Origin of the sequence: Rhodococcus opacus, from assembly GCF_012396235.1 — a bacterium.
In the GTDB taxonomy this organism is placed as follows: Bacteria; Actinomycetota; Actinomycetes; order Mycobacteriales; family Mycobacteriaceae; genus Rhodococcus_F; species Rhodococcus_F opacus.
In genome coordinates this window covers 91,295-116,637 of the sequence record NZ_JAAXPA010000017.1, presented here as the reverse complement: position 1 = coordinate 116,637, position 25,343 = coordinate 91,295, and the positions used below count along the sequence as shown (strand labels likewise).

The 25,343-nt window shown below is 69.5% G+C and carries 22 protein-coding genes; 8 read left to right on the top strand and 14 right to left on the bottom strand.

Annotated elements, in window-relative coordinates:
* Positions 1–4: 4 nt before the first annotated feature.
* The 5 genes from HGB39_RS22540 to HGB39_RS22520 all read right to left on the bottom strand — a co-directional run bounded on the left by HGB39_RS22540 (position 5) and on the right by HGB39_RS22520 (position 4,701).
* Positions 5–883 (bottom strand): heme ABC transporter ATP-binding protein, encoded by an 879-nt coding sequence (locus tag HGB39_RS22540; protein WP_005256364.1) that lies wholly within the window; start codon positions 881–883, stop codon positions 5–7.
* Positions 880–1,953 (bottom strand): FecCD family ABC transporter permease, encoded by a 1,074-nt coding sequence (locus HGB39_RS22535; RefSeq protein WP_005256362.1) that lies wholly within the window; start codon positions 1,951–1,953, stop codon positions 880–882. The genes HGB39_RS22540 and HGB39_RS22535 overlap by 4 nt, the downstream gene beginning before the upstream one ends.
* Positions 1,950–2,990: a heme/hemin ABC transporter substrate-binding protein gene (locus HGB39_RS22530; RefSeq protein WP_005563228.1), complete on the bottom strand. Its 1,041-nt coding sequence runs from the start codon at positions 2,988–2,990 to the stop codon at positions 1,950–1,952. Before HGB39_RS22530 ends, HGB39_RS22535 begins: the two co-directional genes overlap by 4 nt.
* Positions 2,987–3,673, bottom strand: a complete 687-nt coding sequence (locus tag HGB39_RS22525) for a biliverdin-producing heme oxygenase (RefSeq protein WP_005563229.1) — start codon at positions 3,671–3,673, stop codon at positions 2,987–2,989. Before HGB39_RS22525 ends, HGB39_RS22530 begins: the two co-directional genes overlap by 4 nt.
* Positions 3,674–3,771: 98 nt before the next feature.
* Complete coding sequence (locus HGB39_RS22520; RefSeq protein ID WP_064080987.1) at positions 3,772–4,701, bottom strand: aldo/keto reductase; 930 nt, start codon at positions 4,699–4,701, stop codon at positions 3,772–3,774.
* Between the two features lie 235 nt (positions 4,702–4,936).
* Between HGB39_RS22520 and HGB39_RS22515 the strand changes: the two genes are divergently transcribed.
* The 5 genes from HGB39_RS22515 to mshC all read left to right on the top strand — a co-directional run bounded on the left by HGB39_RS22515 (position 4,937) and on the right by mshC (position 9,394).
* Positions 4,937–5,782 (top strand): undecaprenyl-diphosphate phosphatase, encoded by an 846-nt coding sequence (locus HGB39_RS22515; protein WP_043788485.1) that lies wholly within the window; start codon positions 4,937–4,939, stop codon positions 5,780–5,782.
* Positions 5,783–5,822: 40 nt separating this feature from the next.
* A complete protein-coding gene (locus HGB39_RS22510; RefSeq protein WP_005564195.1) occupies positions 5,823–6,521 on the top strand; it encodes a histidine phosphatase family protein in 699 nt (232 codons plus the stop codon).
* Between the two features lie 152 nt (positions 6,522–6,673).
* Positions 6,674–7,267 carry an Rv2134c family protein gene (locus HGB39_RS22505; RefSeq protein ID WP_005256347.1) on the top strand — a complete coding sequence of 198 codons (594 nt, stop codon included), beginning with the start codon at positions 6,674–6,676 and terminating at the stop codon, positions 7,265–7,267.
* Between the two features lie 3 nt (positions 7,268–7,270).
* Positions 7,271–8,074 carry an Rv2133c family protein gene (locus HGB39_RS22500; RefSeq protein ID WP_005564197.1) on the top strand — a complete coding sequence of 268 codons (804 nt, stop codon included), beginning with the start codon at positions 7,271–7,273 and terminating at the stop codon, positions 8,072–8,074.
* A gap of 72 nt (positions 8,075–8,146) precedes the next feature.
* Positions 8,147–9,394 carry a cysteine--1-D-myo-inosityl 2-amino-2-deoxy-alpha-D-glucopyranoside ligase gene (mshC, locus tag HGB39_RS22495; RefSeq protein WP_005564198.1) on the top strand — a complete coding sequence of 416 codons (1,248 nt, stop codon included), beginning with the start codon at positions 8,147–8,149 and terminating at the stop codon, positions 9,392–9,394.
* Between the two features lie 39 nt (positions 9,395–9,433).
* Here the strand turns inward: mshC and HGB39_RS22490 are convergent, their stop codons facing one another.
* From HGB39_RS22490 to HGB39_RS22465, 6 genes are all read right to left on the bottom strand, one after another.
* A complete protein-coding gene (locus HGB39_RS22490) occupies positions 9,434–13,591 on the bottom strand; it encodes a TIGR02680 family protein (protein ID WP_064080988.1) in 4,158 nt (1,385 codons plus the stop codon).
* Entirely contained in the window at positions 13,588–14,982 is a 1,395-nt protein-coding gene (locus HGB39_RS22485; RefSeq protein WP_064080989.1) for a TIGR02678 family protein, read from the bottom strand. Before HGB39_RS22485 ends, HGB39_RS22490 begins: the two co-directional genes overlap by 4 nt.
* A complete protein-coding gene (locus tag HGB39_RS22480) occupies positions 14,979–16,430 on the bottom strand; it encodes a TIGR02677 family protein (RefSeq protein WP_007299036.1) in 1,452 nt (483 codons plus the stop codon). Before HGB39_RS22480 ends, HGB39_RS22485 begins: the two co-directional genes overlap by 4 nt.
* A 308-nt stretch (positions 16,431–16,738) precedes the next feature.
* A complete protein-coding gene (locus HGB39_RS22475) occupies positions 16,739–17,902 on the bottom strand; it encodes a hypothetical protein (RefSeq protein WP_037203530.1) in 1,164 nt (387 codons plus the stop codon).
* 183 nt (positions 17,903–18,085) lie between these two features.
* Complete coding sequence (locus tag HGB39_RS22470; protein ID WP_168442943.1) at positions 18,086–19,207, bottom strand: helix-turn-helix domain-containing protein; 1,122 nt, start codon at positions 19,205–19,207, stop codon at positions 18,086–18,088.
* Positions 19,208–19,379: 172 nt separating this feature from the next.
* Positions 19,380–20,231 (bottom strand): class I SAM-dependent methyltransferase, encoded by an 852-nt coding sequence (locus tag HGB39_RS22465; protein ID WP_064080439.1) that lies wholly within the window; start codon positions 20,229–20,231, stop codon positions 19,380–19,382.
* Between the two features lie 47 nt (positions 20,232–20,278).
* Here HGB39_RS22465 and HGB39_RS22460 point away from each other — a divergent pair, with 47 nt between their 5' ends.
* Positions 20,279–20,860 carry a helix-turn-helix domain-containing protein gene (locus HGB39_RS22460; RefSeq protein ID WP_007299039.1) on the top strand — a complete coding sequence of 194 codons (582 nt, stop codon included), beginning with the start codon at positions 20,279–20,281 and terminating at the stop codon, positions 20,858–20,860.
* A gap of 11 nt (positions 20,861–20,871) precedes the next feature.
* Positions 20,872–21,084 (top strand): helix-hairpin-helix domain-containing protein, encoded by a 213-nt coding sequence (locus HGB39_RS22455; RefSeq protein ID WP_054246584.1) that lies wholly within the window; start codon positions 20,872–20,874, stop codon positions 21,082–21,084.
* Between the two features lie 16 nt (positions 21,085–21,100).
* On the opposite strand, the gene HGB39_RS22450 is transcribed toward HGB39_RS22455, so the two are convergent.
* On the bottom strand, positions 21,101–21,901 hold the full coding sequence (locus tag HGB39_RS22450; RefSeq protein WP_064080440.1) for a helix-turn-helix domain-containing protein: 801 nt from the start codon (positions 21,899–21,901) through the stop codon (positions 21,101–21,103).
* A 65-nt stretch (positions 21,902–21,966) separates the two neighbouring features.
* On the opposite strand from HGB39_RS22450, the gene HGB39_RS22445 reads away from it, so the two are divergent.
* Complete coding sequence (locus HGB39_RS22445) at positions 21,967–22,407, top strand: DUF3224 domain-containing protein (RefSeq protein WP_064080441.1); 441 nt, start codon at positions 21,967–21,969, stop codon at positions 22,405–22,407.
* A 38-nt stretch (positions 22,408–22,445) separates the two neighbouring features.
* Here HGB39_RS22445 and HGB39_RS22440 read toward each other — a convergent pair whose 3' ends face one another.
* Both HGB39_RS22440 and HGB39_RS22435 read right to left on the bottom strand, forming a co-directional pair.
* Positions 22,446–23,024: a carboxymuconolactone decarboxylase family protein gene (locus tag HGB39_RS22440; RefSeq protein ID WP_005256327.1), complete on the bottom strand. Its 579-nt coding sequence runs from the start codon at positions 23,022–23,024 to the stop codon at positions 22,446–22,448.
* Positions 23,025–23,123: 99 nt separating this feature from the next.
* On the bottom strand, positions 23,124–25,310 hold the full coding sequence (locus HGB39_RS22435) for an acyltransferase family protein (RefSeq protein ID WP_064080442.1): 2,187 nt from the start codon (positions 25,308–25,310) through the stop codon (positions 23,124–23,126).
* Between the last annotated feature and the right edge of the window lie 33 nt (positions 25,311–25,343).

Below are 25,343 nucleotides of genomic sequence, written 5' to 3'. Positions count from 1 at the left end.
CGGTCTAGCGCTGATCGCGGCGGGGGAGGACGAGGGTCGCACCGGTCACCGGGTGCTCGATGACCTCGACGGGGTGCCCGTACACCCGGGTCAGCAATTCCTCGGACAGGACGTCGCCGGGAGGCCCGTCGGCGGCGACGCGTCCCTGCTCGAGGACCACGATCCGGTCCGCGTACGCGGCGGCGAGCGCGAGGTCGTGGAGGACGACCACCACCGCGGTGCCCTGCTCCGCACGGGAGCGGGCGAGACGCATCACGGTCTCCTGGTGGCCGAGGTCGAGGGCGGCAGTGGGCTCGTCGAGCAGGATCGTCTCGGTGCGCTGCGCGAGCACCCGCGCCAGTGCCACCCGGGCACGCTCGCCACCCGAGAGCGCCGTGAACGGCCGGTCGGCGAACGCCACGACGTCGCAGATCCGCATGGCCTCGGCGATGGCGGGGGCGTCGTCGTCGGAGCGGGGCGTGCGCGCCCACGGTGAGCGGCCCATCGTGATCACCTGACGTGCGGTGAACGAGAATCCGACCGTGTTCTGCTGGGGGAGGACCGCCCGGCGCTGAGCCATCTCGAGCGCCGTCCAGCCGCCGAGGTTCCGGTCGTCGAGGTGCACGGTTCCCGAATGCACGTCCTGATCGCCCGACAGCGCCGCGAGGAGCGTCGACTTGCCCGCCCCGTTGGGGCCGACGAGAACGAGGACTTCCCCGATCCGCACGTCGACGGACACGTCCTCGAGCACGGGCCTGCCCCCGCGGGTGACGGCGATGCTGTCCGCCCGCAGCGTCACGGCCCCCGAGGAGCGCGGCGGCGGCACCGGGTCGGTCCGCCGGAACAGGCTCTGCTCGATCGCTTCGCCGATGCGGGTGCGGAGCGGGTGGAATGCCGGACTCATGCCCACCCGCCCTGGCTGGCCCGGGTGCGGCGCAGCAACCAGAAGAAGAACGGCCCGCCGACGAGGGCCGTCAGCATGCCGAGCGGGAGGTCCGCGTTCGCCACGAGCGACCGGGCGCCCAGGTCGGCGAGGAGCAGCACGAGCGAGCCGCACAGCGCGCTCGCCGGAATCAGGGCCCGGTGGCCCGGCCCGACGGCGATGCGCATCAGGTGCGGGACCACCAGTCCGACGAACAGGATGATGCCGGTGAAGGCGACGCTGGAGGAGACGAGCAGGGCGACGATCAGCACGGCGATCTGACGCAGCCGCTCGACGTCGAGGCCGAGGTGCCGGGCCGCGCTCTCGCCGAGGGACAGCAGGTCGAGTTTCCCGGCGATCATCATCGTGGCGGCGATCCCGGCGACGGTCATCGGCGCCACCACCGCGACCGCGTTCCAGGTGGCCCCGTTGAGGCTGCCGAGTTGCCAGAAGACGATCTGATCGCGCGCCGCAGGGGACGCGACGAACGTGAAGAAGGCGATGAGGCCGCCGGCGAACGCGTTGACCGCCACACCGGTGAGGACGAGGGTCACCACCTCGGTGCGGCCCTCGTGCCGGGCGAGGACGTAGACGGCGACGGTGGTGATCAGTCCGGCGACGAAGGCGGCCGCGGCCACCGTCCACCCGGCCGCGAACGCGCCGCCGACCACGATGGCGGCGCTGGCGCCGACCGCAGCGCCGGCCGACACCCCGATGACACCCGGTTCGGCGAGCGGGTTGGCGAACACACCCTGCAGCAGCGCACCCGCGCATCCGAGCGCCGCCCCGACCAGGATGGCGAGGACCACCCGCGGGAACCGAACCTCCCACAGCGTCACCTCACCGCTGGGGTGCGCGGGCATCGGTCCGAGATCCAGGCCGATGCGGTGCAGGATGCTGCCGAGAACCTCTCCGGGTCCGGTCGGAACCTGTCCGATGCAGGCCGAGAACACGGCGGCGACAACGAGGGCGATCAGCAGGCCGCCGAGGACGGCACCGGTTCGAGTACGTGAGGAAGGCTTACCCGGAGCGCGGAGGTCTTCGACGGTCATGGATTGGCGGTCGGGTAGACGGCGTCGGCCAACGCGCCGAGAACACGGCCCGTGTTGGGGCCGAAGCTGAGCAGCACCCCGTCCTGCATGTCCACGACGCGCTGGTTCTTGCCCGCCGGAGTCTGCGCCACGCCGGGGATCTTCTCGAGTCCCTCGATGCCGCCGATCGATTCGAGCCCGCCCGTCATCATCAGGAGGACGTCGGGGGCGGCGGCGATCAGGGCCTCGCTGGTGATCGGCGCGAACTGCTGCGTGATGCCCGAGGCGGTGCCCGCGTCGACGGCGCCGAGTGCGTCGATCAGCGAGTCGGCGCCCGAGCCCGGGCCGCCGATCATGGTGATCGCGGTGCCGCGCAGATAGAGGAACGCGATCTTCAGCGGCTCGTCGCCCTGCGGGGCGCGACTCCGGGCGGCCGTGATCTCACTCTCGGTGCGGGCCGCGAGTTCGCGGCCCTGCTCGGGCACACCGAGCGCATTCGCCACCGCCGTGATCTGGCCGGGCACACCCTCGAGGGTCCGCGTCGGATCGAAGAAGACGACCGGAACACCGGCGGCCCGCAGCTGATCCTGCACGGCCTGCGGTCCGATGCTGGTGTCGGTGAGGATCACCGTCGGAGCCAGGTCGAGGATGGCCTCGGCGTTGAGGGACTGCCCGCCGGGGGTCACCACCGGCACGTCCTGTGCGGCCGGGAACTCGGAGGCGATGTCCCGGCCCACCACGTTGTCGCCGAGTCCGAGCGCGAAGACCGTCTCGGTGAGCGTTCCGTAGCGGTCCGCGGTCACGATCCGGCTCGCGTCCGTGATCGTCACGTCCACCCCGTCGAAACTGCGGACCGTGACGGGCAGCACCGGCGTGGCGGGGGACGCGAGAGGTTCGGGATTCAGGTCGTCGAGGACCGCCGTGCGCGCACCGCCGGTGCCGCCGGCGCTGTCACCGGCGCCGGAAGCGCACGCCGACACCCCCACCGCGGACACGAGAAGCAGGACGAGAACGGCGAACAGCAACCTGTCCGTGCGGGTCCGGAACACCGATCTCATCGTGCGAGGTACCGGTCGATGTCCGCTTCGAGGGCGGCGAACAGGTCGCCGTTGAGACGGTAGGCGAAGTTGACCTCGTCGATCACCCGTTGCTGGTCCTCCGGAGTCAGGGGCGCGGCGTCGAGTTTCGCGCGGAAGGTGTCCTTGAACACCTTCGGTTTCGGGATGTCGTCGAAGATGTAGAACTGCAGGCCGTCGGTGGTGTACCCGTAGGCGCGTTCGAGCATGCGCCGGATGATCTGCCCACCGGACAGGTCTCCCATGTACCGGATGTAGTGGTGCGCAACGAAACCGGCGGGCCACTCGTACGCCACCTCGCGGAGCCGCTCCACGTAGCGGGTGGTGGCGGGCAGCGCGGACACGGTCTCGCGCCACGACGACCCGCGCAGGAACTCGAGATCCGCTTCCAACGACGGGACCCGCAGCAGTTCGTCGTGGAGAAACGGCGACGCGACGGGGTTGCCGGTGTGGGTGCGCCCGGCGTCCTCGAGTTCGCGGTAGACGAGGTACGTCTGTGCGAGCAGTTCGGCGTAGCCGTCCGAGGTGAGTTCACCGGCGAGGAGGGCTCCGACGAACCGGGACTGCTCGGTCTCCCGGTGAGCGGCGTCCGTCCCGGCCTTGATGCGCTCGGCGAAGCCGACGGTTCGGCGGTCGGCCGCGTCGGCCTCGTTCAGCGTGGTCATGGACTCTCCTGCAGATCTACGGGCGTCGGCCGGTGGGCACCAGGTTAGCCTGCCCTGCACGTGAACTGCAGGTGCACGTCTGCCGGCTCCTGCACACGCTAGGCGCTGACGTCGTCGAGCGCCGCCGAGATCGCGGCGGGCAACTCCAGTTCCTCGGCGACGAGCACACCGGTCAGCTGTGCGATGTCCCTGGCCCCGACGACCGCGCTCGCGACACCCGGACGGTCGCGCGCCCACGCGAGCGCGACGGCCAGCGGGGAGGTGCCGAGCCCGTCGGCCGCGGTCACGACCGCGTCGACCACCCGGACGGAGGAGTCGGTGAGGTAACTCTGGACGTCCTGCGCGTGCGCGTCGTCGGCACCGCGTGAATCGACGGGGATGCCGTTGCGGTATTTGCCGGTCAGGACCCCGCGGGCGAGCGGAACGGCCGCGAACACCCCGATGCCGTGATGCGCCGCGGCCGGAACGAGCTCCTCCTCGACGCCCCGGGCGAGCAGCGAGTACTCCACCTGGGTGGCGACGAGCGTGGTGCCGCGGGACGCGCCTGCCGCAGTGGCCAGTTGCCACCCGAGGTAACCCCGCGCCCCGACGTACCGGACCCGGCCGCTCGCCACCGCGAAATCGAGAGTGGCGGCGACCTCGTCGACCGGCGTGAACGGATCCCACGTGGCGACCTGCCACATGTCCAGGTAGTCGGTGCCGAGCTCGCGCAGGGTGGCGTCGAGCTGGGCGACGAGACCCCGTCGCGAGCAGTCGATCCGCGAGGGACCCGACGGGTTGATCCCGGAACTCGAGCTCAGGACGAGTTCCGTGCGCGGCACCACGTCGTCGAGCAGTTCCGCCAGGATCCGCTGCGCCACACCGTCGCCGTACGCGGGCGAGGTGTCGACGAGCGTTCCGCCCGCATCGACGAACGCCGCGATCTGCGCCGCCGCCTCGTCGCCGTCCGTGTCCCGACCCCACGTGAGCGTGCCCAGGCCGAGCCGTGACACTCGTAACCCGCTTGCTCCGACCGATCTCTGTTCCATAACCGCCTGCGTCTCGTACCGTAGCTGCAATCCCGGCGTCGCCCCCGAAGATGCTGGTGCCCCCCGGAACCGGCCACCACAGGTGCAGAGTAGTGGGGTATCGCGTGGCAGGGGTCCTGCCACGCCGGATTCTGCCGGAGGTCGCCCTCCCCGGTACCGTGGCGCCGGTGAATTACGAACGCGACATGGGAAATTGGCGTCAGAGCGGCACATTCGACCTCGGGACCGGTGAGTGATGGGCGAGGCGATGTCCTGGCTCCAGGCGATTGTCCTCGGTGCGGTCCAGGGATTGACCGAGTTCCTGCCGATCTCCTCGTCCGGCCATCTCCGGATCGTGTCGGAGATCTTCTTCGGTGACGACGCCGGTGCGTCCTTCACCGCAGTCACCCAGCTCGGCACGGAAGCCGCGGTGCTCATCTACTTCGCCCGCGACATCGGACGGATCATCGCCGGATGGTTCCGGGGACTGTTCCATCCCGAGCATCGCAGTGATCTCGATTACCGGATGGGCTGGTATGTGATCATCGGCACGATCCCGGTGGGTGTGCTCGGCTTCCTCTTCAAGGACCAGATCCGCACCGGTGCCCGCAACCTGTGGCTGATCGCCACCATGCTGATCGTGTTCGCGTTGGTCATCGCGGCGGCCGAGTACTACGGGCGGAAGGTGCGTCCCGTCGAGGACCTGCGTGCCAAGGACGGCATCATCATGGGTTCGGCCCAAGCGCTCGCCCTGATCCCGGGCGTCTCGCGCTCGGGCGGCACGATCAGCGCCGGCCTCTTCCTCGGACTCACCCGTGAAGCCGCGGCGCGCTACTCCTTCCTCCTCGCGATCCCCGCGGTTGTCGCGTCCGGGCTGTTCAGCCTGCCGGACGCGTTCGAACCGGCCGGTGAAGGTCTCAACGCGAGCGGCCCGCAGCTCCTCGTCGCGACCGCGATCGCGTTCGCCATCGGCTACGCGTCGATCGCGTGGCTGCTCCGTTTCGTCGTCGACCACTCGATGTACTGGTTCGTCGGCTACCGCATCATCCTCGGCGTGATCGTCCTGTCGCTTCTCGCGACCGGCGTCGTGTCGGCCACCTGAGATCGGGCGGCCAGGGAGTGCACGACACTAGGCTGGTCCAATGACAGTTGTGCTGCTGCGCCACGGGCGGTCGACCTCGAACACTGCACACACGCTTGCCGGCCGGTCGCCGGGAGTCGAACTCGACGACCGCGGCCGCGAGCAGGCTCAGGCCGTCGTGTCCCGGCTCGCCGACGTGGCGATCGAGGAGATCGTGCATTCGCCCCTCGTGCGGTGCGAGCAGACCGTGGAACCGCTCGCCCGGGCCCGGGGCCTGACCCCCGTGGTGGAACATCGGCTGGTCGAGGTCGACTACGGCGAGTGGACGGGTCGCGAGCTGAAGGTCCTGCTCGAGGAACCGCTGTGGAAGATCGTGCAGCAGCACGCGTCCGCCGCGGTGTTCCCGGGAGGAGAAGGTCTGGCGCAGGTCCAGGCCCGGGCCGTCGCCGCGGTCCGCGAGCACGACGCCCGGCTCGCGGAACTGCACGGCCGCGACGTCGTGTGGGTGGCGTGCTCGCACGGCGACGTCATCAAGTCGGTCCTCGCGGACGCCCTCGGCGCGCACCTCGACGGATTCCAGCGGATCGTCGCCGAGCCGGCCTCGATCAGCGTCGTCCGGTACACCTCCACCCGTCCGTACGTGCTGAAGATGAACGACACCGGGGCCGATCTGTCCGGAGTGAACACGCCACCGGTGTCCGGAGACGGCGCCCGCGCCGAAGTATCCGGATCGGTGCCCGGCGGGGAGGTCCGGCTGTGAGTATTAGGCGGACCTCGCCGGTGACGATTAGGCGGACCCCGCCGGTCACGATTGACGGATAATGAACGCAACATGCTGCGAGGAACAGTCCGAGACGGAACAACGAGTGGGCAGCGCCGCAGTAGGGCCCGGCTCCAGCCGAAGGAGGTGCAATGTCACGCGCAATTCACGTATTCCGCACTCCTGACCGATTCATTGCCGGGACGGTGGGTGAACCCGGTGACAGGTCGTTCTATCTCCAGGCAGTACACGAGGCGCGAGTGATCAGCGTCCTGCTGGAGAAACAGCAGGTCCAGGTACTGGCCGACCGGATGGGACTCCTCCTCGAGGAAGTGCACCGCCGGTTCGGGACGGAGGTTCCCCCGCAGGGGGCCGAACTCGACGACGCGAGCCCCCTCGTCACCCCGATCGACGCCGAGTTCCGGGTCGGCACGATGGGCCTGGGCTGGGACGCGGACGCCGGAGCCGTCGTGGTGGAACTGCTCGCCGTCAGCGAAACGGAGTTCGACGAGTCCGTCGTTCTCGACGACTCCGAGGACGGACCGGACGCCGTGCGTGTGTTCCTCACCCCGTTGCAGGCGCGGGACTTCTCGTTGCGGTCCGAGCGGGTCATCGCCGCCGGGCGCGCGCCGTGCCCGCTGTGCGGTGAGCCGCTGGCCCCGGAGGGGCACATCTGCATCCGGACCAACGGGTACCGCCGTGGCCAGAGCTTCGGTCTCACCCCGGAGATGGACGAGGAGGACTGACGGTTGCCTGCCGAGGAGTCTGATCCTCTGGAGTCCGGCGAGCTGACCCTCATCGGCCAGATCACCCACGCCAGTAACGCCACCCTGGTGTGCGACGCGGTCGAGGGCGAGACCACCGTCCGCTGCGTGTACAAGCCGGTCCGCGGGGAGCGTCCGTTGTGGGACTTCCCGGACGGCACGCTCGCCGGCCGTGAATACGCGTCGTACCTCGTGTCCGAGCAACTCGGATGGGGTGTGATTCCCCGCACTCTCCTGCGGGACGGTCCGTTCGGCCCGGGGATGGTGCAGCGGTGGGTCGACACCCCCGACCGGCACGCCGACGACCCCGGCGGTCTCGACCTCGTCGACATCTGCGCCCCCGACGCCGTCCCCGAGGGCTGGTTCGAGATCCTGCGCGCCACCGACATGGACGGCGAACCGGTCGCGCTCATCCACGCCGACGACCCGCGGCTGCAGCGGATGGCGGTCCTCGACGTGCTGATCAACAATGCCGACCGCAAGGGCGGCCACGCACTCGAGGGGCTCGACGGTTCCGTCTACGGCGTCGACCACGGCATCTGCCTGCACACGCAGAACAAACTGCGGACCGTGTTGTGGGGGTGGGCCGGGACGGAGGTGCCGGGCGCCCTCGTCGTCGACATCGCCGAATTGATCTCCGCGCTCGAGGGCGACTTCGGTGCGCGCCTGGGTGAGCACATCACGTCCAACGAGGTCGCCGCCCTGTACGAACGTGCCGTGGACCTCCTCGCGGCGCCGGTGATGCCCCGGCCGAACGGTCACCGGCCCATCCCGTGGCCCGCGTTCTGACGAACCCGATCAGCGGCCTGCGGGCGGCGGCTCCCTCCGAGGCGGAAACGCGGGTCCACTAGGCTCGCTGTCATGCAGTCTTGGTCCGAAACCGCTGTCCCGTCCGTTCCAGGCCAGGGGCCTCCGCTGCGGTTGTTCGACACCGCTGACCGGCAGGTTCGTCCCGTCACTCCCGGGCGCACGGCCACGATGTACGTGTGCGGTATCACCCCCTACGACGCCACCCACCTCGGTCACGCGGCCACATACCTGACGTTCGATCTGGTGAACCGGATCTGGCGTGACGCCGGGCACGACGTGCACTACGTCCAGAACGTCACCGACGTCGACGACCCGCTGTTCGAGCGCGCCAACCGCGACGGCGAGGACTGGGTCGTCCTCGGCATGCGCGAGACGGCGCTGTTCCGCGAAGACATGGAAGCCCTCCGGGTACTGCCCCCGCGCGACTACGTCGGCGCGGTGGAGTCGATCGGCGAAGTGATCGAGATGGTCGAGAAGTTCGTCGCGTCCGGCGCCGCCTACGTCGTCGACGACCCCGAGTTCCCCGACGTGTACTTCCGCGCCAAAGCGACGGAGCAGTTCGGGTACGAGTCCGGATACGACCGCGAGACGATGGACAAGTTCTTCGCCGAGCGCGGCGGCGACCCCGACCGCCCCGGCAAGGAAGATCCCCTCGACGCGCTGGTGTGGCGTGCGGTGCGCCCGGGCGAGCCGTCCTGGCCGTCGCCGTTCGGTCCCGGGCGTCCCGGCTGGCACATCGAGTGTTCGGCCATCGCCCTCAACCGCATCGGCTCGGGTTTCGACGTGCAGGGCGGCGGCAGCGACCTGATCTTCCCGCACCACGAGTACTCCGCGGCGCACGCCGAGTCGGCCACGGGCGACCGTCGCTTCGCCCGCCACTACGTGCACACCGGCATGATCGGTCTCGACGGCGAGAAGATGTCGAAGAGCCGCGGCAACCTCGTGTTCGTGTCGAAGCTGCGCGGCGAGGGGGTCGACCCGGCCGCCATCCGCCTCGGACTGCTGTCCGGGCACTACCGGCAGGACCGTCCGTGGACCGAGCAGGTTCTCGCCGACGCCCACACCCGGCTGAAGCTCTGGAAGGACGCCGCGGCACTCGAGTCCGCGCAGTCGGCCACCGACACGATCGCCCGGCTGCGCCAGCATCTCGCGGACGATCTCGACACCCCGAAGGCGCTCGACGCCCTCGACGGCTGGGCCCGTCGCGCCCTCGACAACGGTGGCTCGGACGCGAACGCGCCGGGCGAATTCGCTGCCGCCGTGGACGCTCTCCTCGGTGTGCGCCTCCGGCGCCCGTGAGTACTTCTTAACCGCCCGCGGTTAAGAAGTACTCACGGGTCAGGCGAACTCGAAGGCACCCTCCGCGGGCGTCGGGACGCGCCGGCGGAGGGGCGAACCGAGCGCCTGCGCCAGGTCGGTGCCGTCGTGTTCGGCGAGCAGTTCGCCATCCGACCACACGAGCAGCGTGGCGCTGACACTGTGCTCGGCCGTCGAGTGCGCCAGATCGTAGTGCGCGCACCCCGGGACGCCGCCGTACGTGATCCACAGGTCGAACCCGGTCATGAACAGGTCGAGGTCGAATTGCACGCTGAGGCCGAGCAGTTCGGCCCGGCCGTTGTCGTCGACGCCGGCGAACGCCTCGTCCAGCGCCAGCAGTCGCGGTGCATGGGGGTCGGCCGAATCGAGCATGACGTGTGCCGCGGCGAACAACGGCAGGTGCAGCGAGACGGACTGCTCGCCGCCGGAGAGTGCGCTGTGCCGGGCGACCGTCAGCCGGTCCTCGTTGCCGTTGCCGCTGATCAGGGTGAACGAGAACACCCGCCACCGCCGGTAGTCGAGGGCTGATGCCAGGATCTCCGGGTACGAACGCTCCGGGTGGGCGGCGCGGGCGGTTCTGATCTGGTGGGCGAAGTGGGCGCGCATCGTGGCGAGCTCGTCCGGCCCCAGCGCCGAGGTGTCGCGCTCGAGCAGTTTGGAGATCGCCTTCGCGCTGTCGTCGAGGTTGTCGGCGAGCACCCAGTGGACGCCGATGGTGTTGCCGGACGACATCCGCCGCTCCCGCATCTCGGTGCCCATCCGGGCGATGAGTTCGCGGGCGTCGACGGTCCGTTCGTGGATCTGCTGTGCGAGACCCGTGAGCAGCGCGTCCTCCAGGATGCGACGTTCGGATTCGGTGAGCAGCAATTCCTGATCGGAGCGAGCGGACGCGATGCGGGCGGCGAACTCGCCGATCGACGAGTATCCCTCGTCGTCCTGCACCTGCACCACGGTCACGCCGTCCGGGGCGTCCCACTGCAATCGGTAGTCCTGGCCGGCGGCCGCCAACTGTGCGTCGAAGTCCTGCAGGGCGGTGGTGAGCGCGGTGCGCGTCGATTTGCGCGCCGAGTCACTGACCCGCACCGATTCGGTGGCGCCGTCCAGTGCGTGGAACAGCGCATCCACTTCGGGCGGCAGGATCGGGGTGTCGCCTTCGGCGTTCTGGATGCGGTACACCAGCTGTTCGGCACTCATCCACGCCGCCGAGCTCGCCGGCCAGGTGTGGCCGCCGTCGACGCCGAGGAGTTCGAGCAGGTCGCGCCGGGCATACGGGGCGAGGCGGGCGGCGTCGGCGTGCGTTTCCGTGAGCGCCAGCCGGAGCGTCTGGACAGCGGTGTTGTACGCGCCCTCGGCTTTACCGATCGCCTCACCCGCGTCCTTGTCCGCCTTGCGGGCGTCGCGCTGCTCCTTCTTGCACGCCTCGATCCGCGCGTGCGCCTCCTCGAGCTGCCGGTCGAGCTGCTCGGCCCCCGCTCCCAGCGTGTCGCGAAGCGTCTCGAGACGTTGGATCTGTTGCGCGAGAACCTCTTCGGCGATGGCCGCCTCTTCCGCGAACTCCTCTGCGTTGCCGCGCGCCTCGTGCAGTCGGTCCTCGGACTCGCGAGTATGCTCCACCTCCTTGGCGTGTTCGCGCCTGCACCGCTGCACCATCTCGCCCTGCTTCTCGAAGTGCCGGACGGCCGCGGCGAGCGAGTCGATCTCGCGGGCGACGTGGGGAGTCCGATGTGTGGACGCGGTGGCCCGGAGCTGCTTCTCCTTCGCGGACAGGTCGGCGATGGCCTGGTCGAGTTCGCGTCCGACCGCGGTCGCCGTGTCCGAGCGGCTGCGAAGCGCGCCTGCGGATTCGGTGACCTTCTTCAGCGCGGTGAGGATCGACCCGGTGCGGGGCAGGGCCTGCGCCGCCGCGGTCGTCCGCGTCAGCAGTGCCGCCGTCGCATCCGCCGACGCCCGGGTTTCGTCGAGGGTCGCCCGGGTTTCCTCGAGGGTGCTGTCGAGTTCGGTGATACGGGCGGCGCGCCTGCGGGCCCGTGCGGTGGTGCCGATGTACTCCGCGTCCGATTTCGTGTGGCGTCCCCGCTGGATTCCCTGCCGGTACGCACCGTCTTCGGCGACACCTACAGGTCCTTCACACAGGTCGAGGGATTCGAGGGCGATGGACTCGAGGAGCCCGCGCACGCGATCGTCGGGAACACCCGTGTCCTGCTCGACCTCGAGAACGTCCGCGAGGGTCTTGCCGGTGGGCCGATCCGCGGCCGGAAGGGCCACGAGGAACTGTTCGGATTCGACGTCGGGGAGCGCGTCGTCGACGGTCACCCAGCCGTCGAGGAGGTTGGCGGCCTCCAGTGCGGCCTCGATTCCCGCCGCCGCTGCGGCGTCGACACCGTCGGTGAAGCGGACAAGGCGCCACAGTGGTGCGCCGGTCAGCCGGGAACGGGCGTCCTGCCGGGCGGCCGAGAGCGGTGGGGCGTCGTCGTGCTCGGATTCGATGGCCGCGCGGGCCGATTCGTGTTCGGCGATCGCTTCTGCGGCGGCGGCGACGTCGCGGTCGTACTGTTGACGACGCAGCCGGAGCGAGTCGACGGCGTCCGTGGTCTGTTCCGTCAGCGTTTCCGACAGGGTGGCGGCGTCGTCGTCGCCGATCCGGCCGAGGGCGGCGTCCATGGAGTCGAACAGTGAAGCGGGCGCGTCGATCTCGGCGTAGAGGGACGACTGTTCCGTCCACCAGGATCGGAGTTCGGTGGCGCACCGGCTGCGGGCCGACTCGACCGCGGTCTCGGCCTCGAGAACGGCCACCTTCGCGGTGTCGAGTTGCTCCTGGCCTCGGCGTGCCGCCTCGTCGGCGCGGGTCCGCTCGGTGGCGGCCCTCTCGACGGTGGCGAGCGCGGCCCGGACCGCGCGGATGTCGCCGTCCCGTTCCTCGACGTGCCCGCGCAGCGCAGCGGTCAACTGGTCGGTGCGCGCGTTCTCGGGGAGTGCGGTCCAGGTGATTCCCGCGTCCTCGGCGGCGAGGTGAAGCTCGTCCTCGGCATGGGTGAGCGCCTCGACGGCGCGGGCGACGGCGTCACCGGCCTTGTCGTGCTCCTCGGCTCGCTGTTCGAGGGTCGCCTTCGCCTTGCGTGCCTTCTCGGCCTGCAGTTCGGTCGATTTCTCGAGTGTCGAGACAGCCTGCGCGAGGTCGTCGAGCTGCGTCCGTCCCTCGTACGCCGTCGATCGCTTCAGTGCGTCGAGGGTGGCATTGGCCTGGTCGAGTGCGCGTTCGGCGGCGGTGAAGCGTTCCTCGGCGGCCGCTCGGCTCTCCTGGCTGCGGGCCCGGTCGGCCGCCGCGTCGTGGAGGGCGGCGATGCCGGACCGGACGGCCTCGAGACGGGTCGCGAGGTGATCGACGTCCGTACGCGCCTGCTGGCGAAGGTATTTCGCGTACACGCCGACGAAGCTCTGCGCTGCCTGGTCGGCCGCGGCCAGCCCCTCGAGCGCGCGGCCGACCTCCTCCATGTCGCTGAACGAGCGGGCGGCCTCGAGGACCAGTTGCTCGTCGAGCGGTCGCAGACCGTCGGTGAGTGCCTGCGACAGTCCCTTGGGGTCGAGGTTCTTCGCGAGCTGGGGCCGCCGGAGCGTGAGGATGAGGTTGATCAGCTGGTCGTAGCGTTGGACGCCGAGCCCGAACATCCGGGCGTCGATGGCGGCGCGGTAGTCGAGCGGCCGGTCGGTGATGGAGTCGGTGCCGATCTGTTCGCCCAGTTGCTTCTTCGTGAGCGGCCGGTCGTCGCTGCCGAGTAGGGAGAAGTCGACGCCGACGCGACCGTCGGCCACGAAGTACCAGCGTGTGACCTTGTCGTTGGTGCGGGTGGCGCGCATGCCGATGCCCACGGTGACGGCCTCGGGGTCGCCCTTCGCGCCGCGGCAGAATTCCATCCAGACGTACGAGTACGCGCTCTCCTGCCCGCGGTACAGGAGGTTCGACTTCATGGTGCGTTCCTCGCCGGCGAACGGATTGAGCCGCCGGGGTTCGATCCTGCCGTCGAAGACGAACGGGAACAACACTTCGAGGGCCTTCGTCTTGCCGGATCCGTTCGGACCGCGGAGAACGAGGCGACCGTCGGCGAAGGAGAACTCCTGATCGCGGTAGTCCCAGAGGTTGATGATCCCGGCGCGGGTGGGCCGGAAACGCGCACTCGTCATGCTGTGACTTCCTCGCTGTCGTTCGCTGAGCTCTGGAACAGGTCGATCTCGGGTGTGCGGTCGCGGATCGTGACCACCACACCCCGGTAGCGGGCGAGTGCCGGGAGTGCGAGCACACCACCCGGGACCGCCGCGGTGAGGCGCAGCCGCTCGAGCAGCGCCAGCGCCGCGCGTCCCAGACCGTCGGGGTCCGCCTGCCACCCGGCGGCGAACGTGCGCCCGAACCGTTCGGTCAGTGTGCGGACGGTGCTGGCGATCCATTCGTCCTCGACGACCGGGAACAGCCGGTCCGCGGGGGCGGGGTCGGCGGGTTCGAATCCGTCGTGGCCGGCGAGGCTGTCGAAGATCCCGGACTGCGGAATGGCGCTGTCGACCTGTTCGATCAGGTCGTCGCACCGGCCCCGCGGCAGCGGCATCCGGGCGGTCTCCGGGGCATCGGGATCCAGTACGTGATCGGCGATCTCCCCGGCGAGCAGGAGTGCGACCTGCGCGACCGTTCCAGTCCCGGGGAACCGGACGTCGGAGAGACGCCCGGAGGAGTCGATCATCGCGACGCCCTCCTCACGCCGTTCCGCGACCAGTCCGGTGAGCAACTCGACATCGGCTGCGGTGCGGGGGAGCGCGAGTTGCACCTGTTCGTCATCGTCCAGGTCGGCGGCGTAGACCACGGGCCGTTCGACGAGGGCACGCCGCACCCGCCGCGCCGTCTCCTTCACGTCCACCGGCCTGGCCGTCCCGAACTCCGAGGTGTCGTCCTCGGTCGCCGAGTCCGCACCGGCAAGCAGTCCGCGGATGGACCGGAGGTGCTGCAGTGCGCGCGGCGGCCGGAACAGGGCGATGACGACGGACCTGTCGATGTCGTACAGCGCCTCTCCCGCATCGGGATTGGCGGCCCAGCCTCCCGCGTCACCGTCGGCGAGGGCGATCGCGCCGCGGGCGGCGAGCCAGCCGACGGCGTCGACGAACGCGTCCCGGTCGGACGCGCGTTCCGTGGACAGATCCACACCGTCGACCTGTGCGGCGTCGGCGGCCACGTGATCGGCGAGTTCGGACAGGGTGATCTGGTTTCCGGCGCGGCCGAGCGCGGCCAGCGCCAACGCGAGGTAGGCGTAGCGGTACCGGTCGAACGTGCGGTCGGTGGACGTCTTGGCCGGCGTCCCGGCGTCGAGTCGGTCGCTCACCGTGAACAGCCGGGCGGTCGTCTCGGTGACTTCGAGTCGGTACCCGAAGAGCGTCATCAGATCGTCGCGTAGTTCGGTCGCCCACCGGCGGAGCAGGGGAAGAGCGATGCGATCCGGATAGGTCTGTGTCACCAGGTGATTCGACAGGATGACACGGGCGGCGCGCTGATACGAATCGAGGGCGAGCGGCGAGATCTCCCGCGCCTTCACCGAACGCTCACCTGAAGTCCGTCGAGGTGCAGACGTCCCCGGGCGGTGCGCACCACCGTCGATTCGCTGTGCGGGCTGAGGGTCAGCTTCACGCCGTTCTCCGATCCTGTGCTGCTTTTCACTCGGCCGCTGACCGGTACCCGCGCCGTCAGCGCGGCGTTGAGCAGACTCAGCAGCACGTCGGTTTCGGCCTCGTCGAGTTCCCGCTCGTAGACTCCGCCCCGGGCCAGCGACTGGGCGGCGGCGGCGCGAAGTCGTTGCGCGGTCAGCTGTTCCTCCCGCAGGCGGCGCACGCTGCCCTCGTTGCGCTGCACCCGCGCGGGCAGACCGGGCGACGGGGGACGTCCGGTCTCGGCCAGCGTGCGGGAGATCTCCACGGGCTGGGCCTCCCACCACGACCGTGTGTCGGGAATGATGTCGGCGTCCGGATGCACCATCGACAGATGGCGCGGACGCCCGAGGTCGAACACGGCTCGGAACAGCGCATGCGCGGCGTCCTCGGTCGGAGTGGCGGCGAACCAGCCTGCGAGGTGACGCAATTGGCTCTCCCTGCTGACACCACCCCTGCGGGTTTCGGTGACGCGGCGCAGCAGCGACAGGACGGCGGCGATGGCGCTCATCGTGCCCTCGCGCAGGCGTTCCGACTCGCTGAGACCGGCCTCGCTCCCGACGAACCAATGCGTCAGGCCCGCCCACCGCGCGCGCCAATCGGCTTCGCGCTCGTCGATGCCGAGGAACACCCGCTCGTCGCTGGCGGCGGCTCGGGCCACCATCGTCTCGACGCCGGTGTCTTCCACGAGCGCGATCGCCGCCGCGAGTTTCGGTGCATAGCGCGAGAGGTCGGAGCTGAACTCGCGCATGTGCGTGAGGAGAGCGTCCTTGTGGGACATGAACGTCTCCGGCGTGATCTCCGTGGTGCGGACGAGGTCGCCCAGGGTCAGGTAGAACTGGGCGGCGCGCCCGGCCATGTCCGACAGTGTCGCATCAAGGCGGTTGAGTTTCCGGTACACCAGGTCGTTGTCGGCCGCGCGGTTGGCGGCGGCCAGGTCGTTCATGTCGGCGAGGAGGTCGGGCAGCGCCAGCCGGGACAGCGACGCGTCGTCGAGCCGGGCTGCCAGAGCGTCCTCGACGGCTCGGAACACCTGGTAGCCGGCCTGGCTGAACTGATAGACGAAGTGCCGGTTCCGGTATTCGGCCAGCGTCGCGGCGCGTGTTCCGTCGTAGCTGCGTTCGAGCACTTCCCAGACGTGAAGTTGCTCGAGCAGTGGAGTGACGTCTCCGGCGCCGAGTTGTCCGGCCGGATCGTCGCCGGCGAGGCCGTCCAGAATCCGGGCGACGTCGGCGGCGTGGAGCAGGACGACGTAGTTGGCGCGGGCGTGGTCGAAGGCCCGCAGCACCCACAGGTACTCCGCGCGTTTCTCCGCTGTGGTGAAGGCGAACAGTTTCAACCGGTCGTCCCGGAGTGGGGAAGCAACCGCCGGGCGCGCTGCACGCAGCCCCGAGGGGGACCGACCTGGAACGCTGCCTGATTCACTCACCGTGACAGGTTATGCGGTCGCGCAGCCGTCGAGCGAACGCCGTGCCGACCTGTGTCATCAACCTCATGTTCTGAATCAGCCCCTGACGGAACACCGTTGATTCACGAATTAGCGGTACCCGGCTCAGCACGAACCACCCACTGTCACCAATGTTTCATCGTCACGATCGGTCCCGCCTCACCCCACCGCTGCACCGATGAGGGGAGGGAGGCAGGCATTCAGAGGACGAACAGCACGAAGACGATCGCCACCAGCACGAGAGCCAGCCCGACCACCGCGGCGACGAGCCAGGACGCCCGGGACGTCGAGTCGGCGGTGGATTCGTCCCCGGCCTGCGCGACGGCGCGAGGTTCCGGCGGTGTCGCCACGGCCGTTCCGCCCGACACCCGGGCGGGGGACGCGCCGACCGCTGCGGCCGACGCCGGGTTGTGCGTGCGCGTCGCCGGCCGGCTCGGGGTTGTCGAGGTCGAGGGCACCGGCTCGCCGACGACGGCGTCGATCACCTCGGTGACGTCGTACGACGGCGGCAGGCCGATCGGGGTGACCTTGTGGGTGGTCGGGTTGAACCCGGCGGCGCGGATGGCGGCACCGAGCGCTGCGGTCTGCTCGGGGCCGGGGCCGACGACACAACGCACACCGAACTTCTCACCGACCGTGGTCGCGAACCCGTGAATGGTCGCGGAGTCCCGCGCGATCAGCCCGTCGCCCGTCACGACCACGGCATCGAGGTTGCTGGGCAGCCAGCCGAACGCACCGAGCGCGGTGGCGATCTGGGCCGTGGGGGAGCCCCCCGAGGAGAAGCGGAACGCCTTGCCTGCCTCGACACCCGAGCGGATCAGCGCGACAGTCGCGCCGGTGTCGTCGACGTGATAGATGCCGACCAATTGCCCGGGACGCTCCGCGATCTCGGATTCGAACCAGGCCGCGGCCGCTTCGGCGTCCGAGACGAGGGACAGGTAGGACATGTCGGCGTAGTCCAGCGCGTCGCGCAGCGCCGCGACGGCGGCCGAGTCCCAGCGGGTGGGGTAGGTGGCCATGATGTCGGGGGCGCCGCCGGTCCGGCCGCCGTGGTCGGGGAGAGGTTCGCACTCCCGGAGCAGGCATCGCATCGCGCCGGCGACCAGGTCTTCGGCGCGGTACCGCGATCCGTCGCCTACCGCGACACCGGCCGGGTCGCCGACGCGGGGAAGGAACCCCGACACGGTGTGGGTTTCGCCGATCGTGTGCGGCGCCGATCCGCCGAGAATTGCGGTGCCGTCCGGGCACATGTGCAGGACGGTGTCCCGGACGATGACGACCGGATCCGGGGATCCTGGATCGTTCGACGCCACCACGGCGGTGGACACGACACTGCCGATCCTGAGCCCGACTCCCATGGACATGCAAGTACCTCTATTCGTTTCACGAACGGATTGCGACTTCCGTCAGGCCCGTTCCGATTCGCTCGGTGAGGCCACAAGATGTACATCCTGCTACCCGAGCGCGCTTGTGCGCGCCATCACGCGCGGCGTGGCGTGGTCGTGTTGCGCACACTCGGGTCGTTTTCGCTCCCGGCGTGCGATCCGTCAGGTAATCGTCGGTGCGCCGAGGGCCGTTCTCCATTCGGTCACGTTCTCGGTCATCCAGTCGAGGAGGTGCTCCGCCTCCTGCGGATGGCGACCGGTGCCGGCGAGAAGATCCGCGAAGGCCTGCGCGGGGGCGACCAGACGGACGTTGTCGCGGAAGAGGGTGCGCTCGAAGACCGCAGCCGATCGGGGAGTGGCGACGAGGACGTTGGCGCCCTGATCGACGGGGCGTAGCTCGAGTGCGCCGGCCAGCGCCTCGCCGTGGTCGGCGTAGATCTGGATCTGATGCGCCGGCGCGTATTCGACGAATGCCGCGGCGGCGAGTGACCCGGTCACCGCGTAGAGGTGGCCGGAGACCTTCGCGAGTTTCGCGACGAACGACTGCACCCCCTCGGGTGCGAAGTAGCCGACGGTGGGGCAGTCCTTGAAACTGGAGTCGCTGCTCCAGGCGCGCAGCATCGGCTGCCACCGGACGCTGGTGATGGGACCGCGGGGGAATCGTTCGAGCAGATCGCGTTCTTCGAGGGTTTCGACCACCCGATAGGTCGCGCCGGTGGACGCGCCGGACAGCCGGACGAGTTGGGGGACCGTCAGCTGACCCGAATGATCGGCGAGGGCACGCACGACCCGGGCGGCAGGATCGCCGGTCAGCTGTGCGGCCGGACGGCCCGGGCCGCGCCATGGGTCGGCGTCCGCGCCCCGGTCGCGTACCCAGATCGCGGGCCGGTCCGCGGCAAGGGAGGTGTTGCCCGTCGCATCGGCGTAGGAGAGACCCCTGGCGTCGAGTTGGCGACGAACCGGCTCGGAAAGGTAACGGGCACAGACGAATCCGCGATCGGATCCGGACAGTCCGTCGGCGAACCGGGCGGCGTCGCCCGCGAGCACTCCTCGGGCGGGGATGACGGAGAAGGACGCGACCTCGCCGTTGGGCGCGCCGACCAGCAGTCGTTCCGGCGCGTCGGCGAGGGAGCGGGACTTTCCGGACGTCAAGGTCCAGCCGTGGGGGAGTGCGGCCTGGAGGGTGGCGATCGCCCGGCGGTAGAGATCGATATCGCGTTCCGGCTTGGGAAACGGCACCTTCGGCTCGCTACCTGCGAATTCGGCGTTTTCCTGATTCGGCACATCGCCAGTCTACTGAATCGGTCCGAGACGGAACCGGAAAATAGACCGAACAATCGTGGTCCGCTCCCAGCGCCACCGAGTGGTCGGATGCCACCACAACTCGCCACCTCCACGTGAACGGTTCCCCGAGGCCGGGGCGGCGTGGGGGAGCTTCGCACTCCCTCCGGGGGGTTCAGGGGCGGCGGGCAATCCAGACGGTCCGGCTGCCCCGGACCGTCAGGTCCCCGCGGTGCAGGACGCTGTCGGGGTTGTCTTCCGAGAGAAGGCGATCGAGGGTGGTGCGGTCGTCGGCGGCAAGTTGCCTGTCGAGCGCGGAGCGGATGCGGCGCAGAAAATTCTGTGCGTAGCGTCCGGTGCTTCGCGGGGCCGGGGTTGCCTCGCTGGTGAAACTGCGCTCCTCGACGTCCACGAAACCGGCCCGCTCCACGTGGGCCCGCCAGTTCGGGTGTGAGTTCCAGTCCAACCGCGCCAAGGCTTCGTGGCAGCGCGACTCCAGGCCCGGGCGGCCCAGGCCGAGGTCGTCCGGCAGCAGGCGCGGCAGCGCGTCCATCTCGACGACCACCAGCACGCCGTCGGTGTTCAGCGCACCGTACATGGCACGGAGCACCCGGTCGGGATCGGCGACCTCGTGCAACGAGGACGCCGCCCACACGACGTCCGCCGCGTCGACTGCCGGCCAGGCGACATCCAGATCGGCGTGCACGACGCTCAATCGGCCGGCCAGTCCCCACCCGTTCGCGGCCGTGCGGAGGCGCTCGAGCATCACCTCCGACCTGTCGATCGCGATCACCTCGGCCGCGGGGAATTGTCGAGCAAGGGTCAGGCTGCCGACGCCCGTTCCGGCCCCCACGTCGACGACCCGGTGCGTGGTCTCTCCGGTGCGCTGTCCGACCCATTCGGCCACCGGGTCGAGGCAGGAGCCGAAAACCTCGGCGTCGAGGTCCAGTAGATCCGCCAGCGCCGCCTCGTGGTCCCGGGTGTGCCCGCCGTGGTGAGGGGAGTGGTGATGAGAATGCTGTGTCATTACTCCAGGCTAGCCACATTCTGCGCGATACGCATACACTCTTGCCTATGACGCAAGAAGTCGGGTTGGACAGCGTGATCCGTCAACGCATCCGAGGCCTTCGGCTGGCCCGCGGCTGGTCACTGGACGTGCTCGCTGCGCGCTGCTTTCTCAGTCCGTCCACCCTCAGCCGCATCGAAACCGGCCACCGCAGGATCGCCCTCGACCAACTGGTTCCCATCGCGCGGGCCCTCGGCACCACGCTCGATCAGCTCGTCGAGTCCGTCGAGGACGAGGATGTGGTGATCCGGCCGCAGCCCGAACACACGCGAGGTCTGACGATCTGGCTCCTGTCCCGCGAACGCGCGCTCCACGGAGCGACCGTGGCGAAGATGCGCATCACCTCCGATCGGCCCGCGGGCCCGGAGCATGTGAGTGTGCACCCGGGCCACGAGTGGTTCACGGTGCTGTCGGGGACAGCCCGCCTGCAGCTCGGTGAGCGAACCATACTGATCGAAGCGGGTGCCGCAGCGGAGTTCTCGACCATGGTGCCGCACTCCATCGGCGCCCACGACGGTCCCGTGGAGATCCTCACGATCTTCGACCACGACGGGGAGCGTGCCCACCTGCACGCCGATCACAACGAGTAGAGAGGACAGGCATGTCGACTTCCGACACCGCAGGCCATACGGAGTTTCCGGCGAGCATGGGGAAGGTCTCCCGTCGTGAGCTCGCGTCTCACGGCTATACGCGTTTCGACCAACTGACGACGGTCACCGCCAAGGAGCTGTCGAAGATCCACGGCGTCGGACCGAAGGCGATCCGAATCCTCGAGGAGGAACTCGCGGAGCGGGGGCTCGGCTTCGCGAACTGAGTCGAGCCCGGCCGGGCTACAGCAGGCCGTGCGTGCGCTGATAGGTGGCCGGTGGTGTCCCGACCACGTGAGTGAAGACACGGGTCAGGTGCGCCTGGTCGCTGAACCCCAGTTCGTAGGCCAGCGCAGACCAGTCGATCCTCTCGCCCGAGTGGGCGACGCCGGCCGCGTCGAGGATGCGGAATCGCTGGATCACCCACTTCGGGCCGATGCCCACGTACTCGGTGAACAGCCGTTGCAGGGTGCGCAGGCTGCAGCCGGCATGTGCGGCGAGCTGGTCTGCCCGGACGATGTCGCGGCGGCGCTGGGCGTCGCCCACCAGGGCTGTGATCTCCCGACCCGTGGGATCCGGAACGGGATCGGTGTGAAGAAGGTATCGCTCGAAGGCGTCGATCATCTCCGCGCTGTCCGTGCCGGTCAGAATTCGCTCCGCGACCGGGCGATCGTCACCGGCGAGCAGATCCCGGCCGGGCTGGACGGTTCCCGAGATCGCGCCGACGCTGCCCCTCAGCAGAGGCCGGAACCCGCCGGCGTGGAAGGCAGCTCCCAGGACGTGGCCGTTCCCGGTCAGCGTTCGGTAGAACGGCGACCGGGAAATCCCGTGCACCAGCAACTGTCCGTCCTCGGCAGCGACATGTACGCGGGGCTGGGGCACCACCTGCTGACGATGGGGCTGCGGCACCGACCACCTCACCAGCCAGTGGTAGTCGACGAACTCGGCCAAAGCCTCTCGGGGAGCGACCCGTTCGACCTCGAACCCCGGTGCGGCGGCCGTCGGGTGGACGATCGCCTCGGGATGTCCTGGCACGGTCGGCATTCGCTCATCCTAGTGTCGCGAATGTTCAAGAACGCCATACTGCCGCGTACCTAGAGTCACGTGTCATGAGCTACTCACACACTGCACGTGGCAAGTTCTCCATCGCGTCGTGGTCGGAATCGGTGATCGTCGACATCGACGGCGAAGGTACGACCGCCGGCGACACCTATTACCCCACTCGCGGTGCCAACCGAGCGACCGTCTCGTACTCGTACTCCGGGGACATCGACGGAACGAGCACGGTGGTCTACCTGATCGCATACAAGGCCGATGCCGCGCCGGTGCTCGGCCTCGAACGCTTCGAGGGCTCGATCGGCGGGCACGACGGAACGTGCGTGTTCCAGCACATCGGCAGCCAGGACCAGGGTTCGGTGTCGGCACGGATCGAGGTGGTGCCGGGTATGGGCACCGGCGGTCTGATCGACCTACGCGGCAGCGCGGACCTGTCCATCGCGGGCCCCGGCGACAGCGGCTACGAATTCGTTCTGTCGTACGACATCGGATGAGCCTTCGTCGTCGATCGTGTCTTCGCGCCCGGCGGCCGTCATGTCGTCGAGGGTGCGGCGAGGGGCTTCAGGCCACACGCCGTCGCGAAGCCCTGTGATTCGATGCCGAACGCGGTGTTGGTGCGGGTCGCGAAGTTCGCCAGCGCGATGAACGCGGTCAGTTCCACCAGCGCGGCCGGGCCGAGCGCGTCGAGCAGCCTGGCCGACATTTCGTCGGTGACCGTCGGCGGGGTCAGGGTCATCGCTTCGGCGTACTCGAGCACGTCCCGCTCCAGCCGCGTGAACACGTCCGACTGGCGCCAGCGGGGTACTTCGCGTGCCTTGGTCAGATCGAGCCCCTCGTTGTGGGCTTGGAAGTAGCCGAAGTCCAGGCAGAAGCTGCAGCCGACCAGGCCTGCCACCGCCATGTGGGCAAACGACTTCAGGTTCGCGTCACACCGATCCCACTTCTGCGCCTGGCGACCGACGCTGAAGCTGAAGTTCAGCACCTTCCGGTTGTGCCACGCGACCTCGACCGGCTCGGCCACCTCGCCGAGCATCTTGCGGTACATCCGCTTGACGATCGCGCCGTAGATGCCGGTCAGCTCGGCCTTCGGGATCCGGGTAGTGCCGGCCATGATTCCTCCTCCGGTTGTCGTGCTCTCGGCATGAGACACCGGCCACGAACCGAATGTGACACCCGAACCGGAATTGGCGGCAGGAACCTTCGCTACCGCTCAGCCCGGTGCGAGTGCGCGGTCGGCCAGCGCGGCGACGACGGGCGAGAGTGCCTGAGCGTGTTCGAGAGTCAGGTGATTGTCGTCGCGGTACACGAGGTCGTTGCCGACGATGACGGGGCAGCGCTCGGTGGTGCAGAACAGGGCGGTGAGGTCGGCGTACCGTCCGCCGCCTGCCGCGGTGGCCACCGCCTCGGCCACGACGCCGGCGTCGTTCACCGCGACCGGCCGTGGCGGCGAGCAGGCGGTCGCGTCGTCCAGGTGGGCGGACAGGCACGTCGGTACGGTCGACTGCGGATCCGGGATCGGTCCGAGGACGAGGACGGCCGCACCCGTGGCCCGCAGTTCCGTGACCAGGCGGGTCAGGCTGTCGAGCCAGGCCTGACCGTAGACGGTGAAACCGAAATCGGCGCCGTATCGCCGGGACATGCTCAGCACCACCAACCGGGGCCGTTCGGTCCGCAGCCGATCGACGATCTCGCCGCGCCACTGCTCGCACTCGGTGTATTCCCGCCCGAGGTAGGGGCTGGTGAGTGGGAGGTCGAGAAGCGGGCAGGTGACCTTGCCCATCGTCTCGAGCCGCCAATGATTCTGCTGGGCGGCCGATTCGAATGCCGGGGCCCACATCGCGGCATGCGAATCGCCGACCAGCGCCACCGTCGTCGGAGACGCCACGTCCCCCGACGCGCACTCGCCCTGACCCACTTCGAGCCACGACCGCACACAGCCGTTGACGAACACCTCCGGCTTGTCTGCCGGCGCGTCGGCGAGCGGTGGAGAAAGATTCGACGGGACCGCTTGCAGCTCTGCCGATTCCGCGACCGCTGCCTGCACCTGCGCGGTCATGTCGTGCACCGCCGCGTCGCGCGGATCGACTGTGGGAGGCGCCGATTCGGCCGGCGCAGAGACGGTGAGGGCTGTGGCCGCGGCTCCGTGTCCGACCGGAACCGGCCGCGCGATCAGCAGCACCAGTGCCGCACACACTGCGATGGCGGTGACGGCGCCGCCGAGTACGAGGCTGCGCGAGGCCGAACGACGCAGCGGAGCAGCGAAGCGGACGGGATTCTCGACCAGGACCAGTGTCAGTCCGGCCAGACCCGCGGACACCATGACCATCGCCAGACGATCGGTCAGGTCGAGCGAGCGGCCGAGCACGATCGGCGCGAGCAGCAGTACCGGCCAGTGCCACAGGTACCAGGAATAGGACACCCGACCGACCGCCCGCATCGGCGGCAGCGACAGGCTCCGACCGACCCCCAGCCGGGGTGTGGCACACCCCGCCCCGATCACTAGTACCGTGCCGACGACCGGAACCAGCGCGGCGGTTCCGGGGTAGGGCGTCGTCTCGCCGAGTCGGAAACAGGCGACCACGATCAGTGCGAAACCCGTCCATCCGGCTGCGGCGGCGACCACCGACGGCAGCCGCTGCCAGTGCCGAACCGACAGGGCGACCAACCCGCCTGCGGCCAGTTCCCAGCCGCGGGCGGGCAACGAGAAGAACGCCCACGGCGGCAGGGTCCGGGTCCAGTCGAGCGAGACCGCGAACGACACTGCGGCGACCACGGCGAGAACTACAAGGTACGGGGTCGTCGACGGTGTTTCGTCCGCGTCGAGGCGCCGTGTCCTGCGCCGGACGAGCCAGGCGACCCCGATGATCAGCGCCGGCCACAGCAGGTAGAACTGCTCTTCCACGCCGAGCGACCAGTAGTGCTGGAACGGTGACGGGGGTGCGTCGGCGGCCAGGTAGTCGGTGCCGTGCAGCGCGAACCGGTAGTTACCGACGTAGAGCGCACTGGCGATCCCGTCGCCGAGGACCGCGCGGGCCTGCAGAGGGGGCAGGAGCAGGGCCGAGCCGATCGCAGTGGCCACCAGCACGATGCACCCGGCGGGCAGCAACCGGCGGGCCCGGGCACCGTAGAACTCGGCCAACCGCACACGGCCGGTGCTGGCGACGTTCCGCCACAGCAGGCCGGTGATGAGAAACCCCGAGACGACGAAGAAGATGTCGACACCGACGAACCCTCCGTCGATTCCGGGCACGCCCGCGTGAAAGAGGACCACGGCCAGCACGGCGACGGCGCGTAGACCCTCGATGTCCGCGCGGAACCTCGGCTCGGCCGGCCGGACACCGGCCGGAGGGCGGTTACCGGATCGGCGTCGCCGTTCCGGACTCGCGACGGTATTCACTCGACCAGCGATCTGTCCATGCGACGCGCCCCT